The 16,286-nt window shown below is 63.8% G+C and carries 16 protein-coding genes; 4 read left to right on the top strand and 12 right to left on the bottom strand.

The genetic code is table 11. The features are described 5' to 3' along the window. Positions 1-147: 147 nt before the first annotated feature. On the top strand, positions 148-528 hold the full coding sequence (locus J5J83_RS12050) for a thioredoxin family protein (protein ID WP_212349420.1): 381 nt from the start codon (positions 148-150) through the stop codon (positions 526-528). Between the two features lie 45 nt (positions 529-573). Here the strand turns inward: J5J83_RS12050 and J5J83_RS12045 are convergent, their stop codons facing one another. Genes J5J83_RS12045 through J5J83_RS12030 form a run of 4 tightly spaced genes read right to left on the bottom strand, consistent with a single transcriptional unit; the run spans position 574 to position 3,708 of the window. Continuing rightward, positions 574-882: an antibiotic biosynthesis monooxygenase gene (locus J5J83_RS12045; protein ID WP_249115701.1), complete on the bottom strand. Its 309-nt coding sequence runs from the start codon at positions 880-882 to the stop codon at positions 574-576. 27 nt (positions 883-909) lie between these two features. Next, on the bottom strand, positions 910-1,851 hold the full coding sequence (locus J5J83_RS12040) for a ribose-phosphate pyrophosphokinase (RefSeq protein WP_212349418.1): 942 nt from the start codon (positions 1,849-1,851) through the stop codon (positions 910-912). A 19-nt stretch (positions 1,852-1,870) separates the two neighbouring features. Then, positions 1,871-3,088, bottom strand: coding sequence for a DUF1343 domain-containing protein (locus J5J83_RS12035; protein ID WP_212349417.1), 1,218 nt, complete (start codon positions 3,086-3,088; stop codon positions 1,871-1,873). Next, positions 3,085-3,708, bottom strand: a complete 624-nt coding sequence (locus tag J5J83_RS12030) for a DOMON-like domain-containing protein (RefSeq protein ID WP_249115700.1) — start codon at positions 3,706-3,708, stop codon at positions 3,085-3,087. The genes J5J83_RS12035 and J5J83_RS12030 overlap by 4 nt, the downstream gene beginning before the upstream one ends. A 136-nt stretch (positions 3,709-3,844) precedes the next feature. Between J5J83_RS12030 and J5J83_RS12025 the strand changes: the two genes are divergently transcribed. Together J5J83_RS12025 and J5J83_RS12020 are read left to right on the top strand one after the other, a co-directional pair. After that, positions 3,845-5,047, top strand: a complete 1,203-nt coding sequence (locus tag J5J83_RS12025) for an MFS transporter (protein ID WP_212349415.1) — start codon at positions 3,845-3,847, stop codon at positions 5,045-5,047. Positions 5,048-5,150: 103 nt separating this feature from the next. Further along, on the top strand, positions 5,151-7,259 hold the full coding sequence (locus tag J5J83_RS12020; RefSeq protein ID WP_212349413.1) for a 3-hydroxybutyrate oligomer hydrolase family protein: 2,109 nt from the start codon (positions 5,151-5,153) through the stop codon (positions 7,257-7,259). Between the two features lie 117 nt (positions 7,260-7,376). Here J5J83_RS12020 and J5J83_RS12015 read toward each other — a convergent pair whose 3' ends face one another. From J5J83_RS12015 to J5J83_RS11980, 8 genes are all read right to left on the bottom strand, one after another. Continuing rightward, complete coding sequence (locus tag J5J83_RS12015; protein WP_212349411.1) at positions 7,377-8,138, bottom strand: aspartate/glutamate racemase family protein; 762 nt, start codon at positions 8,136-8,138, stop codon at positions 7,377-7,379. A 31-nt stretch (positions 8,139-8,169) separates the two neighbouring features. Beyond that, a complete protein-coding gene (locus J5J83_RS12010) occupies positions 8,170-8,949 on the bottom strand; it encodes a fumarylacetoacetate hydrolase family protein (RefSeq protein WP_212349409.1) in 780 nt (259 codons plus the stop codon). Further along, positions 8,946-10,391, bottom strand: coding sequence for a dihydropyrimidinase (gene hydA, locus J5J83_RS12005; RefSeq protein WP_212349407.1), 1,446 nt, complete (start codon positions 10,389-10,391; stop codon positions 8,946-8,948). The genes J5J83_RS12010 and hydA overlap by 4 nt, the downstream gene beginning before the upstream one ends. Before the next feature lies 1 nt (position 10,392). Then, on the bottom strand, positions 10,393-11,127 hold the full coding sequence (locus J5J83_RS12000; RefSeq protein WP_212349405.1) for an aspartate/glutamate racemase family protein: 735 nt from the start codon (positions 11,125-11,127) through the stop codon (positions 10,393-10,395). Positions 11,128-11,150: 23 nt separating this feature from the next. After that, on the bottom strand, positions 11,151-12,431 hold the full coding sequence (locus J5J83_RS11995) for a TRAP transporter large permease (protein WP_212349403.1): 1,281 nt from the start codon (positions 12,429-12,431) through the stop codon (positions 11,151-11,153). After that, positions 12,428-12,931, bottom strand: coding sequence for a TRAP transporter small permease (locus tag J5J83_RS11990; RefSeq protein ID WP_212349401.1), 504 nt, complete (start codon positions 12,929-12,931; stop codon positions 12,428-12,430). The genes J5J83_RS11995 and J5J83_RS11990 overlap by 4 nt, the downstream gene beginning before the upstream one ends. Positions 12,932-12,951: 20 nt before the next feature. Beyond that, the gene (locus tag J5J83_RS11985) at positions 12,952-13,947 is read right to left on the bottom strand and encodes a TRAP transporter substrate-binding protein (RefSeq protein ID WP_212349399.1); all 996 of its coding nucleotides are present in this window, start codon (positions 13,945-13,947) and stop codon (positions 12,952-12,954) included. A 255-nt stretch (positions 13,948-14,202) separates the two neighbouring features. After that, positions 14,203-14,916, bottom strand: a complete 714-nt coding sequence (locus tag J5J83_RS11980; RefSeq protein ID WP_212349397.1) for a GntR family transcriptional regulator — start codon at positions 14,914-14,916, stop codon at positions 14,203-14,205. A 309-nt stretch (positions 14,917-15,225) separates the two neighbouring features. On the opposite strand from J5J83_RS11980, the gene J5J83_RS11975 reads away from it, so the two are divergent. Then, positions 15,226-16,266: a TRAP transporter substrate-binding protein gene (locus J5J83_RS11975; RefSeq protein WP_212349395.1), complete on the top strand. Its 1,041-nt coding sequence runs from the start codon at positions 15,226-15,228 to the stop codon at positions 16,264-16,266. The last annotated feature ends 20 nt before the right edge of the window (positions 16,267-16,286 follow it).

Genomic DNA, 16,286 nt, shown 5'->3' with positions numbered 1-16,286 from the left:
GGACGCGCAGAATACCCCGGCTGCGGCCAGGCTGCGCACCGCAATAGCCGGTGGCTACCGGCGGCATAGGCGAATCCTTGCGCCGCGCGCATGTCGTCCCCGGCAGCATTGATGTAACCTGCATGCTCACCGAAAAGGAGCACGAGCATGAGCAGCGTCGAAATCACCGCCGACAACTTCAATGACACCATCGCCAGCAACGACATCGTGTTCCTGGATTTCTGGGCCGAATGGTGCGGTCCGTGCCGCGGTTTCGCGCCGGTGTATGAGAGTGCCGCTGCAGCGAACCCAGACATCGTATTCGGCAAAATCGATACCGAGGCCCAGCAGGAACTGGCAGCAACTTTTCAGATCCGGTCGATCCCGACCATCGCGGTGATTCGCGACAACATCATGGTGTTCCGCGAATCGGGCGCGTTGCCCGCGGCCGGATTGCAGCAGGTGATCGAAGGCGTGCGCACGCTGGACATGGACAAGATCCGGGCCGACATCGCCGCGCAGCAGGAAGCTGGGCAGCAGGCCGGGTAAGGCCGGCACGGTGCAGGCGGGTGTCACCGACCTGCTCCGTGGCGATCAGAGGACCGATTCGAACAATTCGAGCTGAGGCGGTCCGAGATAGATCTCGCGCGGGCTCTTGCCCGCGTTCGCATGGGCCTTGGCAAAGGCTTCGGACTGCGTCCAGTCGGCAAAGGCCTGTTCGTCCTTCCACTCCGTGTGCGATGCAAACAGGGTGTATTCCTCGGTCTGCGGTCCGCGCATCAGGTTGAAGCGGACAAAGCCGGGCACTTCTTCGAGATAGCTCTCGCGCTGCCGCCAGTGGTTGATGAAGGTCTCTTCGTGGCCGCGTGCGATCCTGAATCGATTCATTGCGATGAACATCATGCTCTCCGGTAGAGGTGCTGATAGACGTTATTCGAACAGGGCACCGACGCTCTCGCCGCTGTGAATGCGCTCGATGGCCGAGGCAAACAGCGGCGCCACGGTCAGCACGGTGAGCTTGTCGAGCCGCTTTTCCGGCGCCACGGTCACGGTGTTGGTGACGACGATGGAGTCGATCGGGGCATCGCGCAGGCGCTCGATCGCGGGCCCGCACAGTACGCCGTGAACGGCGCCGGCGTGGATGCTGCGGGCACCCGCGGCGCGCAAGGTGTTGATGGTGGAGATCAGTGTGCCGCCGGTCGAGATCTCGTCCTCGAAGATCACGGCGTCGCGACCGCGCACATCACCCACGACTTCGCCCTGCTTGACGTCGGTGTCGCTGACGCGGCGTTTGTCGATGATCGCCATGGGGATGCCGAGGCGTTCGGAGAAACGGCCGACGCGCTTGGCGCCGCCGGCATCGGTGGCGACGGCGACCATGTTGCCGAGGTCATGACGTTCGCGGAAGTGTTCGGCAATGGTCGGGATGGCGGTGAGGTGATCGACCGGCACGCTGAAGAAGCCATGGACCTGATCGGCGTGCAGGTCCATGGTGAGCACGCGACTGGCGCCAGCGGTGACCAGCATGTCGGCGATGAGGCGGCCGGTGATCGAAATCCGCGGCTTGTCCTTCTTGTCCGAGCGTGCGTAGGAATAGTACGGGATGACCGCGGTGATGCGCTGGGCCGAGGCGCTGCGCAGGGCGTCGATGGTGATCATCATCTCCAGGATGTGATCGCTTACCGGCTCGGTGAAGGATTGCACCACATAAACGTCGCGCTCGCGCACGTTTTCCAGGATCTGCACATGCAGGTTGTCGTTGGAGAAGCGCGAGATCTCGAGCTGGCTGGGACGGACGCCCAGGCGAGTGCAGATCTCGTTTGCGAGTCCGTCGTTGGAGTTGCAGGCGAAGATCTTGAGGGCGTGTTTCATCGCGAGGGCTCCGAAGGGGTCAGGGATAGAGGAGGAAGGGGCGGCGGGTGTCGCACCACGCGGTCTCGTCCGCGGTGGCGGGGGTGTCGAGGTCGCCGGGATGACTGCCCGGATCGTCCACCCATTGGCGCAACAGGGGCCCGCCGTTGATCAGGTCGATGGCGAGGCGGTCGTGTTCGTACTCGTAGGGGAAGTCGCGCCACAACGGGTAGTCGGGCCGCATCCGCCGGAGTGCCTTGAACGCGAGCGCTTGCAGGCGCCACGGACGGAAGCGGGCATGTTCGTAGTGCGACGGGTCGTCGACATGGATCTGCACCCCCGCACACAGTTTGCCGGCATGCTTGTGGAACGTGGGCTCGAACCAGCATTCGCGCAGTACGCAGCCGCCCAGCCATTCGGGAGCGATGTTGCGCATCTCGGCGACGAGTGCGCGGGCCTCGATGTCGGGGGCGCCGAAGAGTTCGAGCGGGCGTGTGGTGCCGCGACCTTCGGACAGGGTAGTGCCTTCGAGCATCACCGTGCCGGCATAGGCGCGCGCCATTGACAGGTTGGGGGCGTTGGGGCTGGGGTTGATCCAGCTGCGCGCGCCGAGCGGCCAGCCGAAGCCGGGCGCGAGCTCGGGCTGCCAGCCGTGCATGGTGACGACTTCGCATTCGACATCGAGGCCTAGCGTGGCGATGAACCAGCGCGCCATCTCGCCCATGGTGAGGCCGTGGCGCATCGGCATCGGTCCCGCGCCGACGAAACTCTCCCAGCCCGCACGCAAGAGCGTGCCCTCTACCGGCCTGCCTGCCGGGTTGGGACGGTCGAGCACCCACACCGCCTTGCCATGGCGCGCGGCCTCTTCGAGCACATAGCGCAGCGTGGTGATGAAGGTGTAGATGCGGCAACCGAGATCCTGCAGATCGACGAGCAACACGTCGAAGTGGTCCATCATCGCTGTGGTGGGGCGACGCACCTCGCCGTACAGACTGAATACCGGAATGCCATGCGTCGGGTCGATGAAGTCGGACGTTTCGACCATGTTGTCCTGCTTGTCGCCGCGCAGCCCATGTTGTGGGCCGAAGGCTGCGGTGATGTTCAGGTCGGGCAGTGCGCTCAGGGCATCGAGTGCGTGGGTGAGGTCGCGGGTGACCGAGGCCGGGTGCGCCAGCAGCGCGAGTCGTCGCCCTGCCAGCGGCCGGCGCAGGCTGGCGTCGGCCAGCACGCGGTCGATGCCGAACTCCACGGCGCTCATTCCGCCTCCGGCACGGTCGGACTCAGTGCCAGCACGAAGCCATTGCGGTCGTGAAAGTCGGGTTTGTCGGCACCATGGTGGAGGGCCCAGTATTCGAGTTCGCCATTGGCCAGTTCGATCACTGCGCACAGGCCGACGCGGAAGTCGGCGCTGTCGGCGCGCGCGGGCAGGCTGGCGGCTGTCAGCTCTGCTTCGAGCGTGAAGCCGTCGGCACGCAAGCTGCAATGCAGGCGGGGGGCGACGGCCGGGCTGAATTGCGCGTCGCGCTCGCGATAGGCGCCAAACGCATAGTGCGCCCACTGCCCCGAGGGCGAGAAGTTGAACTCGTGGTAAGCATCGCTGCCGGGGGCGGCAAGGAACACCTCGAAACAGGTGTGGCGCCACAGTTCGTCGGCCGAGCCTGATTCACTCGCCGCCGGGATGCGCAGGCGCGCGAGGTCGGCGTCGACATCGAACACGAAGCGCGCACCGCCATTGGGCTGGGCGTGCAGGGTCGCTAGCAGCATGCGCACGGCAGGGGGCGTGCTGCCTTCCTCGACGGTGGCGACGACACCGGGAAAGGGGCGTAGGCCGACGGTAATGGTGGGGATGCGTGCTGGGGGGGTGGTTTTGCTTGTCACGTGATGGTGTGGGCGAGGCCGGTGGTAGGGGTGGGTCCGCACGGTGCGTCAAAGGCGTAATGGTATCCCGTTCGTGCGGTGCTGGTGGCGGCAACGGGCGCTTGAGTTGGCAGACGGACACCTTCACACTCGCGCCATGCGCCCTTCGCCGCTTTTCATCATTGTGTTGGCCCAGTTGCTCGGTACGTCGCTGTGGTTTTCGGCGAACAGTGCCGGAGACGATCTCATGCGCGCCTGGGGGCTGGCCAGCGCCGATATCGGGCAGCTGACCAACGCCGTTCAGTTCGGCTTCATTCTCGGTACGCTGGGCTTTGCGCTCACGGGCTTGGCCGATCGTTTCGCCGCGAGCTGGATCTTCGCCTGTTGCGCGGTGCTGGGCGCGGGGGCGAATGCCGCGTTTGCGCTCGCAGCGGACGGCATGCACAGCGGACTGCCGCTGCGCTTCGTGGTCGGTCTTGCGCTGGCTGGCGTCTACCCGCTGGGCATGAAGCTCGTGGTGAGCTGGGTGCCGCAGCAGGCCGGCGCGGCGCTGGCTTGGCTGGTGGGCATGCTAACCTTGGGGACCTCGCTCCCGCACGGCGTGCGCATGCTCGATGCGGGATGGGGCTGGCAGGTCGCGATACTGGTGTCGTCGATGCTGGCCGTGGTGGCGGCTGTACTGGTGTTCCGCCTCGGAGACGGGCCGCATCTGGCGCGTCGCGGCGGCGCGCATGGCCTGCATCTGGGCGAAGTATTGCTGAGTTTCCGCATTCCAGCGTTTCGCGCGTCGGCCCTGGCCTATTTTGGCCACCAATGGGAACTCTATGCATTCTGGACGCTGGTGCCCCTGATGCTCGCCGCGCTGCCGGCAACGGCGGGGTGGACGGCTGCCTCGATGTCGGCCGCGGCGTTCTGCGTCATCGGCGTCGGCGCTGCCGGCTGTGTGGGGGGCGGCATGCTCAGCCGGCGGATCGGCAGCGCGCCGGTGGCGGCCATTGCGCTGGCGCTGTCGGCGACCTGTTGCGCGGTGTATCCGTTTGCAGTCGATGCGCCGCCAGCGCTGCTCGCGACCTTGTTGCTGGTGTGGGGCGCCAGTGTGGTGGCCGACTCGCCGCATTTTTCCGCACTGTCGGCCCGCGCTTGCCAGCCTGTTGCGGTCGGTAGCGCGCTGGCGCTGCAGAACGCGATCGGGTTCGCGGTGACCATGGTCTCGATCAGTCTCGGTACCCGGCTGTGGCCTGCGCTGGGTGCGCATGTGGCCTGGCTGTTGCTGCCCGGACCCGTGCTGGGCTTGCTGGCCTTGAGCCCGCTGTTGAAATCCGCTGGCATGGCAGACGTACGGTCGACGCATACGCGTTAACCATAGCTGGTGGTTTCATCCTCCTGTCCTATGCTGAGATGTCCGGTCGGGCGGCGGCTCACCGCTGCCGACCGAGACCGATACCAACAGTGGGGAGACCAACATGGAATTGAACACCGGTTTTCGCAAGGGCTTGTTGTGCTTGATGTTCATGCAGCCGCTCGCTGCATTTGCCGGAGACGCGCCGAACCGCCTGCCCGAGTTCATCAGGGGGACGGTACAGATGCATACGTACGACGGCCTTACCGATGACCTGCTGACCGCCGGACTGGGTAAATCGGGGCTTGCCGGCGCTGCGCCCGTCCCCGTCAACGCGCTCGCGCCGACGGCATCGGAGTTGCGTCGTATTGCCATCTACAACAATTACCGCGCGCTGGTGCCGACCGATGAAGGCAACGGCTATGGTTACTTTTTCGGCCCCAATGTCGATGCCAATGGTGTGCCCGGCGCGGGCGAGGGGCTGATTGCCGGCGTCGAGTACCTGGCCTATGCGGGCAACGAGTCGGGGCGGGCGAACGTTACCCTGATGGTTCAGATCCCGGACAGTTTCGACCCAGACAATCCCTGCATCGTGACCGCGCCCTCATCGGGGTCGCGTGGCATTTACGGCGCCATCGGTACGGCCGGAGAGTGGGGGCTCAAGCATGGTTGCGCGGTGGCCTACACCGACAAGGGCACGGGAACCGGCGCACATAATCTCGCCACGGACCGCGTCACTGCCATCGATGGCACCTGGGAAGAGGCCAACCTGCTGCGCAAGGATTCGCAATTTACCGCCAGGGTGGGCGATGGCAAGCGTGCGGCGTTCGATGCCGCCTTTCCCAATCGCTATGCGTTCAAACATGCGCATTCGGAACAGAACCCGGAGGAGGACTGGGGGCTGAACGTACTGCAGTCCATCCGCTTCGCCTTCTACGTGCTCAATGAGGAATTTGCCGAGCCGCAGAACAAGCACTGGAAACGCCAGCGCATCACGCCGGAGAACACGCTGGTGATTGCGTCCAGCGTATCGAATGGCGGTGGTGCCTCGGTGCGCGCGGCGGAGATGGATCGTTGGGGGCTGATCGACGGGGTTGCCGTCTCGGAGCCGAACGTGAATCCGCAACCGAGAGCCTTTGCCATCGTTCAGGGCAACGGGGCGCCTTTCGTCGACCACAGTCGCAGCCTGTTCGATTACACGACGCTGATCAATGTCTACCAGGGCTGTGCGAGTGCTGCGCCCGGCAATCTCACCGCGCCGTTCAACTTTGCCCCGAGTCCGGCGGCGTGTACTTCGCTGCACGAGAAGGGCCTGCTCAGTGCGCAGGACCCGTCCGGGCAGGCGAACGAGGCGCAGCAGATCATCAACGCCTACGGCTGGAGCACCGAGCAGAACATCGTTCAGCCCTCGCACTGGTTCCTGAACGTGGCGCAGAGCATCGCGATGACTTATGCCAACGCCTATGGCAAGCAGAGCGTTCTCGACAATCTGTGCGACTACAGTCTCGGGGCTACCGACGGTACAGGAAAGCCGATGGCACTGGACCCGGCTGCGGAGGCGAAGCTGTTCGGCACCAGCAACGGCATCCCGCCGACGGCCGGGGTGAATCTGATCAACAACGCGGCGGTGGGCGGCGCGCTCGAGAACCGGGCGTCGACCAGCGCGTCGAGCGGACGCGCGGATCAGAATCTCGACGGTGCGCTGTGCCTGCGTGCGTTGGCGACCGGCGTCGATCCGGTGACCGGCGAGAAACTGCGCGGTAACGCGCGCAGCGTGCATCGGCAGATCCTGAACAGTATCGAGCGCATTCGTGCCAGCGGTGATCTGCGAGGGCGTCCAGCGGTGTTCGTGACCGGCCGCAACGACGCGATCCTGCCGATCAATCACACTTCGCGTGCCTATGTCGGCCTGAATCAACTGGTCGAAGGCGGCTCGAGCGGCTTGCGCTACTACGAGATCACCAATGCCCATCACCTCGATGCACTCAACTCGCTTGCCGGGCTGAGGGAGCGTTTCGTGCCGCTGCATCACTACCTGTTCGAGGCCCTCGACCTGATGTACGCGCACTTGCGCAATGGCACGCCGTTGCCGCCGAGCCAGGTAGTGCACACCGTACCGCGCGGCGCCGGCGCGCCGGCGCTGTCTGCGGCGAACGTGCCCGATATCGCGCCGGCACCATTCGCCGCCGATCTGGTCACCTTCGATGGGCAGACCTTGTACGTGCCCGAGTAGGACGTCTCGCTGCCGCGGACTTGCACAAGTGCAACGTTCTGGCCGGCAAAGCTGCAACAATGCGCCCCGGACAGATTGAACGGTCCGTCCGGGGCGCGCCTGGCGTTTCACGGGAATTCAGCGGATTGTGCTAGCTTGCCCTGTTTCGATCAGGCGGGTGAGTGCATCGGGCAGGCCCGTAGCCGGTTTTGCAGCCGATTGGCGATATGAGCCTGTCAGGGGTTTGCGCGGGCGGAGTGCGACCAGTGCTTCAGCCAGCTTGACGCTTGCGCTGACGCTTTCGATCAGCGGCACCGGCACGCGCTCGGTAACGCGTGAGGCGAGTCCGGCCAGTGGTGCCCCGGCCAGTATCACCACTTCGGCACCATCTTCCTCGACCGCGGCGTTGGCGAGGGCGACGAGCAGGTCCTCGTTCTCGGCCTGGATCCGCCCGACATCGGCCACCGTGGCGTCGAGCATGCGAATGCTGGCCAGCCGCCCGCTCAGTCCCTGCCATTCGACACATTCGCGATACCACGGCTCGAGCCTGCTGGAGAAAGAAACGATCGAGAACTTCCGTCCCAGCGGGCAGGCAAGCAGCATCGCGGCTTCGGCGAGGCCCACGACGGGAAGCGAGAACAGCTCGCGCGCGGCACCCAGGCCGGGGTCGCCGAAGGCGGCAACGATGGCTGCGTCGAATTCGGCCGCGCGCTCTGCGAGGATCTCCAGCACCACACGGCCGCCGATGATGGCCTCGGCCCGGGTGGCGATATAGGGAACGCCGTAGGGCGCGGTGACGAATTCAAGTTCGGTGCCGGGGGCTGCGGCGCTGCGCGCGACGGCGGCGATCTTCTCCGTGACGCTGGCTGAGGTGTTCGGGTTGATAACAAGCAGACGCATGAGGGCTCCGGGATGCATGGAAGGTTTCATTTCAGGCGGCGACCTTGAGTTCGACCTCGCCGAAGCCGGCGAAGCTGGCGCGGATGTGGTCGCCCGGCCGGGCTTCGTAGAGCCCTGTCCAGGTGCCTGTGGTAATGATGTCACCCGCCTGCAGGCCTTGTGGGTATTCGTTCGCCACATGCTCGGCGAGCCAGGGCAAGCGGTAGAGGGGATCGACGAGCGGGTGGCCACCCCGTTGGCGCAGGGTGTCCTGGCCGTTGATCTCGAGCCGTACTTCAATGTCGGCACAATCGTCGGGCCAGACATTGGCAGCAGGGGGCGCGAGCAGCAGGCAGCGATTCATCTGCTGATCGGCCAGGCGAAACAGCGGAGGAAGTTGCGACCAGGCGGGCGAACTCGCCCGCACGTCGCAGATCTCGATGGCGGCCATGACCGAACCGATGGCGCTGCGCACATCCGCTGCGCTACTCCCTGCGCCCAATGGGCGCGCGAGTCGGATGGCGAGTTCGACCTCGATACCGATCATGGTGTGGCAACCGCTCATGTCGAACCGAGCGGGCGATGCGATCACTGCGCGGTCCGCGATCGGTGCGGCTGTTGGCAGCGATTCACGACTGGCTGCGCCGATTTTCCATGCCTTGGGGCGACCGCCGGGGAACCAGCCGAGGGCATCGCCCACCTGGCGCTGGATGCGGTAGGCGCTGGCCGGGTCGGGTGGTGCCAGTCGGGTGGCGGTCTCGCTGTCGAGCGGCTGGCCACTATGCCAGGCGCGGATGAGCGCATCGGCGAGTGCGGGCCCGGTCTTGATCATGCGGCCTCCCGGGAGAACTTGGGTCGGGCCGGGGCCGGCAGGGCGCAAGCCTGAAAGCGTCCTTCGCCAGCGGTGCCGAGAAAGCGACCATCGCGCCATACCGGCGTACCACGCAGCAGCGTGAGTGCCGGCCATGCCTTGACCTCGATGCCCTCGTAAGGCGTGTAGTCCACCGCGTGATGGAGGTCGGTATTGCAGATCGTACGTGTGGTGCCGGCATCCCAGATCACGAGGTCGGCATCGGCGCCGATGGCGATCGAGCCTTTGCGCGGATACAGGCCATAGGTCTTGGCGACGTTGGTCGAGGTCAGGGCGACGAACTGGCAGATGTCGATGCGGCCGTCGAGCACACCATGCGAGAACAGTAGCGGCATACGGGTTTCGAGGCCGGGGATGCCGTTGGGAATCTGGTCGAAGCGGGCATCGGCGCCGGCCCCGAGTTTGCCGTCGGGCCCCGCGTAGCGGAAGGGGGCGTGGTCGGATGAGAAAATCTGAAAGACGCCTGCCGCCAGTGCGTCCCACACCACTTGCTGGTTGGCCTTGTCCCGCGGCGGCGGGCTGCAAATGCACTTTGCGCCGTGTTCATGGCTGCTCGGGCTGTCGTCGATGCCGAGGTCGTCAGCGGTCAGGAACAGATATTGGGGGCAGGTTTCTCCGTAAATGCGCAGGCCGTGGTTTTGCGCCCACTGGATCTGTTCAATCGCTTCGTGGCCGGAGACATGGACGATCAGGATGGGCACATCGACCATTTCGGCGTATGCAATCGCGCGGTGTGTGGCCTCGCGTTCGACCAGCATCGGCCTCGACGCGGCATGGTAGCGCGGTGCGGTCTTGCCCGCGCGGATCAGGCGCTCGGTGAGCCAGGCGATACAGTCGGTGTTTTCGGCATGGATCATGACCATCGCGCCTTCGTCGCGCGCCACCGCAAGCACGTCGATGATCTGGCGATCGGCGAGCTTGAGATCGTCGTAGGTCATGTAGATCTTGAACGAACTGTAGCCTTCGCGGATCAGTGCCGGCAGTTCATTCTCCAGCACCTCGGGCGTGGGGTCGGAGACGATGAGGTGGAAGGCATAGTCGACGCTGGCCTTGCCGTGCGCTCGGCGGTGGTAGTCGTCGACGGCGGCACGCAGGCTTTGTCCCTTGATCTGGCAGGCAAAGGGGATCACCGTCGTCGTGCCGCCGCAGGCCGCGGAGCGGGTGCCAGTGATGAAATCGTCGGCCATTTTCGAACCGTCGTTCATGGGCTGGTCGAGGTGGCAGTGGCCGTCGATGCCGCCCGGAAGGACCCAGCGTCCGGCTGCGTCGATCTCTTCACGGCCTGGCGCGAGACCCTTGCCGAGCGCGGCGATGCGCCCGTCCTTGATGCCGATGTCGGCGTCGAACACGTCTGCGGCCGTGGCACAGTGCGCATTTCGAACGACAAGGTCGAAGGCATCCATGTCAGTTGGCCTCTTGGAAGAGCCGGCCCCAGCCGGTGATCTTCGTGGTGTCGTGTCCGCTCATGCGCAGCATCTTCCACACCACCGTCGCGGTCGTGTCATACACCGGGACGCCAAGCTCGGCTTCCCATTGGGCAACGAGCTGGGCAGAGCGCAAGTTGGTGCAATAGGTGGCAATGGCCTGTGGTCCGTGGGCGGCGACCTCCCTTACCTGGCGGCTCAGCGTGTCTTCGTCGACTTCGGAAAAGTCGAAGTTGACGCTGATGTCGAGATGGCTCTCGGCCACGCAGCGGTAGCCCTCCCGAGTGTAGTTGGCGATGATGCGCGTCTGCACCTCATCCAGGTAGGGCGATACGAGTCCGAATTCGCGCCGTTCGGTGCGATCCATGATCTCGTTCAGCGCAAGCACCGAGGTCGTGGCCGGAATGCCGGTGGTGTCTTCGATGCGACGGCAGAGCTTGCGGTCGTGTTCGAAGCCGAGCCAGCCCGCGGCGGTGCCGCTCCAGCCGATGACGTCCACATGGGCATCGGCCAGGAGTCGTGCGGCGGCGAGGATCTTGCTGTCGTCGAATTGTCCCAATGCCTGTTGCTCAAGCGAGATCTGGGTGACGGTGAAGCGCGAGAAGTGGGCGCTGACACCGGGTACACAAGCGACCATGGCCGATGTGAGCGGTTCGAGAGCGGTGTTGGAGGAGGGGGTCAGGATGCCCAGCAGGGTGCGTTTGGATGCGTTCATGGCATATTCCAGAGGAGGTGGGTTCAATAGCCCAGCGCACGAGGCAGGGCAGTGACCAGTGAGGGGAAGGCGATACACAAGGCGAGCAGGGCGAATTGCAGGCCGATGAAGGGGAGCGCGGCGATGGTGAGACTGTTCATCGGTACCTTGGCGGCGCTGCTAACGACGAAGAGCAGCACGCCGACGGGGGGCGTGAGCATGCCGATGACGAGGTTGAGAACGAACAGGAAGCCAAAATAGATGGGGTCGATTCCGTAGCTGCCGGCCAGTGGTGCAAGCAGCGGTACGAGCATGATGTAGGCGGCGTTCGACTCCAGGAACATGCCGACGAAGACCAGCAGGGCCATGATCAGCAGGAGGAATACCAGCGGGTCGGTGGTCAGCCCGCGGACGAAGTCGGCGAGGTGCATGGGCAGCATGTCGATCGTAAGCAGGTATGTCACCGCCGAGGCGAAGGCGATCAGCGCGCCGACGACGCCGGTCGTCACTGCAGCACGGAACAGCACACCCGGGAGGTCGGCGAGTTTGACTCGGCGGGTCACGAAGAGCCCGATCAGGAGGGCGTAGATGACCGCGATTGCCGAGCCTTCGGTGGCCGTGAAGGCGCCGCCGACGATGCCCCCGATCACGAGGAAGGGCATCGCCACCACGATCAGAGAGGATCTCAGCGTCGTCAGAAAGCGGCGCAGGCTGAAGGCTTCGCCGGTCGGCGGGTAGTTGTGGCGATGGGCATACCAAGAGGCGTAAGCCATCATTGCTGCGGCGAGAATCAGGCCCGGTACGACGCCGGCCATGAACAATGCGCCAACAGATACGCTCGGCCCCGCCATGTAGGCGTAGACGATCATGGCAGCGCTGGGCGGAATGATGGGGCCGAGGTTGGCTGCCGCGGCAATCAGCGCGGCACCGAATGGGCGGTCGTAATACTTGGACATCGTCGGCATCATGGTCGCCGACAGGGCGGTCGCATCTGCCACCGCAGTACCGGACACGGCTGCGAGCGAGGCGGAGGAGAGCACGGTCACATGCGCCAGTCCACCCCGTACTCGGCCGACGAGGCTGTTTGCCAGCGTGACCAGCCGCTCCATGATGCCGCCCTCGACCATCAACTCGCCGGCCACCATGAAGCAGGGAATGGCGAGCAGCGGAAAGGAGTTGAGCGCATACATCATGCGCTGGGGGAAGACAGCCCATTCCACGTCGCCGGCGGTCATCCCCGCCAGTGCCGAGAACCCCAGCGCGAAAGCCAGCGGCATGCCGAGCAGGGCGAGCAGGAAAAAGCCCGAAATGGCGATGGCGGTCATTCCGCATCCTCCGTTGTGGCGGGCAGGTCACGGAATTCTCCGCCCCATGCCTGAGCGCTCAGGTGAATCGCCGCGTGTGCACAGCCGGTTGCAACCGCAAGGTAGAACCAGCCCGTCGACAGGTTGATGGTCGGCATGAGCTGGTCCCAGTTATCGCGTGCGGCAAGCGTGGCCTGCACTGCGACGATTGCCGTCAGCACGGCGCTGGCAACGCGCAATGCGATTTGCAACAAGTGGTTCGCACGTTTCGGGAAGTGGCGTGCCAGCACGTCGATTCCGACGTGCGCCCCCAGGCGCACGCCGTGGGGAATCGCCATGAACACGGCCCACACGAAAGCCAGGCGTGAGATTTCTTCCGCCCAGTCGATCGATGCCGAGAAGCCGTAGCGTAGCAACACCTGCATCGATACGACGCCGATCATCGTCGCCATGCAGGCAACGATGGCCCAGCGGGTGACGTGGTCGATGCCTGCGAGCAGACCGCGCATTGACTTGTTCATGACGTATTCCCCAGGGGTGCTCAGCGAGCGCCTTGAACGACCGCGTCGACCAGCTCGGCGCCGACTTTGCCGCGCACGATGTCGATCACGCCGGCAGTGGCCCGCTTCATTTCCGCGCGGAAGGCGGGGCTCACCGGGTCGAACTGCATGCCTCGAGCCTTCAGGTCCGTCAGTGCCTGCATGTCGGCTTCGGCGGCCATTGCGCGCTGTGTGCTCACCGCTTTTGTCATGGCATCGACCACGACCTTGCGCATGGCTGGATCGAGGGCGTCGAGCTTCTTCTTGTTGGCGACGACGACGATGAAGTCGAAGAAGTGGCCAGTGTCAGAGACGTACTTCTGGACCTGGTTGAAGTTGCGGTCGCGAATCACCGCGTAAGGGTTTTCTTCGCCGTCGAGCACGCCTTGCTGCAGCGCTGAATAGACCTCCTTGATGTCCATGGTGGTCGGGTTCGCGCCGAGTGCGCGGAAGGTGGCGAGATGGGTCTCGTCCGGCTGGAGTCGGATCTTGAGTCCATTGAGGTCGTCAAGCGACTTGACCGGGCGCACATTGTTGGTGAGGTGGCGCGAGCCCAGTTCCATATAACCGAGCGCAGAAAAGCCCTTTACTGCCAGGCGGTCGGACATGACCGCGCCGACCGGACCGTCGATCACCTTGAATGCCTGTTCCCTGCTCTCGAAGAGGAAGGGAAGGGCAAGAGCCGAGAGTTCCGGCACCGTACGTGACAAATAGGCCGTCGATATCCAGGTCAGAAAGACGGCGCCCGAGCGCACCTGATCGACGTTCTCCTGAGCGCCGCCCAATTGCATCGCGGGGAAGACATCGACCTTGAGTTCCCCCTTGCTGGCGTTCTCGACATCGGCCTTGAACTGCTCCATCGCGACGGAACTGGTGTGGCCGGTGGGAAAGTTGCCGACGATGCGCAGGGTCTGGACGGCGGTTGCGGGGACGCTGCTTGCGAGCAGGCTGGCGCCGACGACGGCACTACAGAGGACGGAACGGCAAGTCTTGAACATGTGGACTCCTGGCTGAAAGGGTGGAAAGCGAGCTTTGGGTCGATGCAAAACAACTCTGGGTGCGATTTACGATATCAATCCGCAAAAAAGTTGTATACAAAAAAGAAAACAAAAGATGACTCAAAACGCAAAGCAAGATTTTTGCCAGACCCTTATTCGTGCTTGAACTCCCTGGAAGGGAAGGGCGTGCCGGCGCCTCGCCCGAAGGCGATAAACGGCGGTAGAGCGAGTGGGGTGCTGGCGAGGCGTCGGGCGTTAGCCGAACATGCGGTCCCAGTCGATATCGGGTTTGGCGCGGCCGTCGAGATTGAGCTCACGCTCCACGTGTTCGAGATGGTGAAGCATCAATGAAGTGGCGCGCTCGACGTCCTTTGCCTCGATCGCTTCGACAATCCGGGTGTGCTCATCTTCAGGGCAGGCAGGGGTATTGGGCGCATCGTAGAGGGCGATGATCAGGCAAGTGAGCGGGCACAGTTCATCCATCAGTTTGCTGATGAACCCGTTGCCGCTGACTTCTGCGAGCAGCATGTGGAATTCGCCGGATAGCTTGATGATTGCGCGCCGATCATTGCGCTCGCGCGCATCTGCCTCCAGGGCGAGATGCTGGTGAAGGCGTTTGAGTTCCGCCTTTCCCGCACGCGCAATGGTGTTGCGCACGATCTCGGGTTCGAGCAAGCGGCGTGTGGCGAACAGGTCGAGGGCCTCTTGAATCGACGGGCTGGCGACGAAGGCGCCGCGGTTCGGATGAAGCTTGACCAGACCATCCTTTGCGAGCTGGGTAAGCGCCTGTCTGATCTTGGTGCGGCTGACGCCGAACACGGCGGCGAGCTTTTCCTCAGCAAGCTTGATACCCGGCGGCAGGCGGTGCTCCATGATCGCGTTAACGACGCGGTCGGCGATCTCGTTGATGTCTGGTTTGTTGGTGTCCACTACGGTGCTCGGAGGATTGTCTTCACAGATTGTACTCATTAATTGATCAAACAATCGCTAGCGATTATTGCAGCACCACGGGTCCCGGTTGCGCATGAGATTGGTGCGTGCTTTCCGGTCGGTGCATCGTAGTGGTGCATCCCGCCTTCTCTCTTGGCCTTGATGCGCCGTGTCGGCCGGTGTGTTTTTGTCGCTTCCGATGGGGGATGGCGAGCGGATCTTGGTTTGCGTGGGTATGTTGGCACGCATGCTGCTTATCTTGTTCTCACGATTGTATGCAATATATTGAGCAGTTTTGCGTGCCTCAGCCCTGCTCTGCTATCCGGTGATCAACCATGGAGCCTTCAAATGAAACTTCGTCCGCTTCTAGCCTGCCTTCTTGCCACCGTCACCTTCGCGTCTGCCCACGCCTCCGAGGCCATCAAGTGGAAAGCCATCGGCCAGCCGCTTGCGACCGGCCTGATTCAGAAAAACAAGGAGCAAGTATTCTTTGAGCACTTCTCCGAGCGCACGGGGCTGCCGGTGGAGGTCGACTACAAGCCCATCGACACCACCGGTATCAAGGATACTGAGCAGCTGCGCGTGCTGAAGTCGGGTCTGTTCGATCTGGTGTCGATTCGGGTATCGCAGAATTCGCGTGACGAGCCGACCCTGCTCGGGCTGGACCTCGTCGGCCTTAATCCGGATTATGTGACCGGCCGCAAGGTGGCCGCCGCCTATTTCGATACGCTGGACCGGCGTCTGCAACAGCAGTTCAAGGTCAAGCTGCTTGGCGTGTGGCCATTTGGTCCCCAGATCCTGTTCTGCAAGAAGCCGGTGACGAGCTTTGCCGACGTCAAGGGGCTCAAGGTCCGTGTCTATGACCAGAACCTTGCCAAGTTCGTCGAATCCGTAGGCGGTGTACCGGTACCTGTGAGCTTTGCCGAGACCCATCAGGCGCTGTCGCTAGGTGTTGTCGACTGCGCGATTACTGGACCCAGTTCGGCCAATTCGGCAGGGTGGCCCGAGGTCACGACCCATCAGTTGCCGCTTGGCGTGCAAATGGCCCTCAATGGCTACGGCATTTCGCTGAAGGCGTGGAATCAGCTCGATGAGGCAGGGCAGGTCAAACTGCAGACGGCATTCAAGCAGCTGACCGAGGAGATCTGGACCTACTCCGAAGAGCTCTTCAACGACGCGCTCAACTGCAATGTCGGCGCGGACCCGTGTACCACGGGCAAGAAGTTCCATCTGGTCAACGTCAAGCCGACTGAGGCCGATCTGGCCATGGTGAAGAAAGCGGTCGGCGCCATCTCGGTGCCGAACTGGGCTGCGGTGTGTGATCAGGCCAATCCGACGTGCTCGGCAGACTGGAAGCGTACGGTCGGTCCGGTTGTCGGTCTGGAGTAAAGCTCGGAGCGGGGACAGAC

Source organism: Azoarcus sp. L1K30 (assembly GCF_018122735.1).
In the GTDB taxonomy this organism is placed as follows: Bacteria; Pseudomonadota; Gammaproteobacteria; order Burkholderiales; family Rhodocyclaceae; genus Parazoarcus.
The sequence above is the reverse complement of the archived record's forward strand: the minus strand, read 5'-3'. Positions and strand labels throughout refer to the sequence as shown.

Excerpts from the sequence above, each read along its gene's own strand:
- J5J83_RS12025 (WP_212349415.1), top strand. The coding sequence starts at position 3,845 with ATGCGCCCTTCGCCGCTTTTCATCATTGTGTTGGCCCAGTTGCTCGGT.
- J5J83_RS12040 (WP_212349418.1), bottom strand. The coding sequence starts at position 1,851 with ATGAAACACGCCCTCAAGATCTTCGCCTGCAACTCCAACGACGGACTC.
- J5J83_RS12045 (WP_249115701.1), bottom strand. The coding sequence starts at position 882 with ATGATGTTCATCGCAATGAATCGATTCAGGATCGCACGCGGCCACGAA.
- J5J83_RS12015 (WP_212349411.1), bottom strand. The coding sequence starts at position 8,138 with ATGCGTCTGCTTGTTATCAACCCGAACACCTCAGCCAGCGTCACGGAG.
- J5J83_RS11985 (WP_212349399.1), bottom strand. The coding sequence starts at position 13,947 with ATGTTCAAGACTTGCCGTTCCGTCCTCTGTAGTGCCGTCGTCGGCGCC.
- J5J83_RS12000 (WP_212349405.1), bottom strand. The coding sequence starts at position 11,127 with ATGAACGCATCCAAACGCACCCTGCTGGGCATCCTGACCCCCTCCTCC.
- J5J83_RS11995 (WP_212349403.1), bottom strand. The coding sequence starts at position 12,431 with ATGACCGCCATCGCCATTTCGGGCTTTTTCCTGCTCGCCCTGCTCGGC.
- J5J83_RS12020 (WP_212349413.1), top strand. The coding sequence starts at position 5,151 with ATGGAATTGAACACCGGTTTTCGCAAGGGCTTGTTGTGCTTGATGTTC.
- J5J83_RS11980 (WP_212349397.1), bottom strand. The coding sequence starts at position 14,916 with ATGAGTACAATCTGTGAAGACAATCCTCCGAGCACCGTAGTGGACACC.
- J5J83_RS12050 (WP_212349420.1), top strand. The coding sequence starts at position 148 with ATGAGCAGCGTCGAAATCACCGCCGACAACTTCAATGACACCATCGCC.
- J5J83_RS11990 (WP_212349401.1), bottom strand. The coding sequence starts at position 12,931 with ATGAACAAGTCAATGCGCGGTCTGCTCGCAGGCATCGACCACGTCACC.
- hydA (WP_212349407.1), bottom strand. The coding sequence starts at position 10,391 with ATGGATGCCTTCGACCTTGTCGTTCGAAATGCGCACTGTGCCACGGCC.
- J5J83_RS11975 (WP_212349395.1), top strand. The coding sequence starts at position 15,226 with ATGAAACTTCGTCCGCTTCTAGCCTGCCTTCTTGCCACCGTCACCTTC.
- J5J83_RS12035 (WP_212349417.1), bottom strand. The coding sequence starts at position 3,088 with ATGAGCGCCGTGGAGTTCGGCATCGACCGCGTGCTGGCCGACGCCAGC.
- J5J83_RS12010 (WP_212349409.1), bottom strand. The coding sequence starts at position 8,949 with ATGATCAAGACCGGGCCCGCACTCGCCGATGCGCTCATCCGCGCCTGG.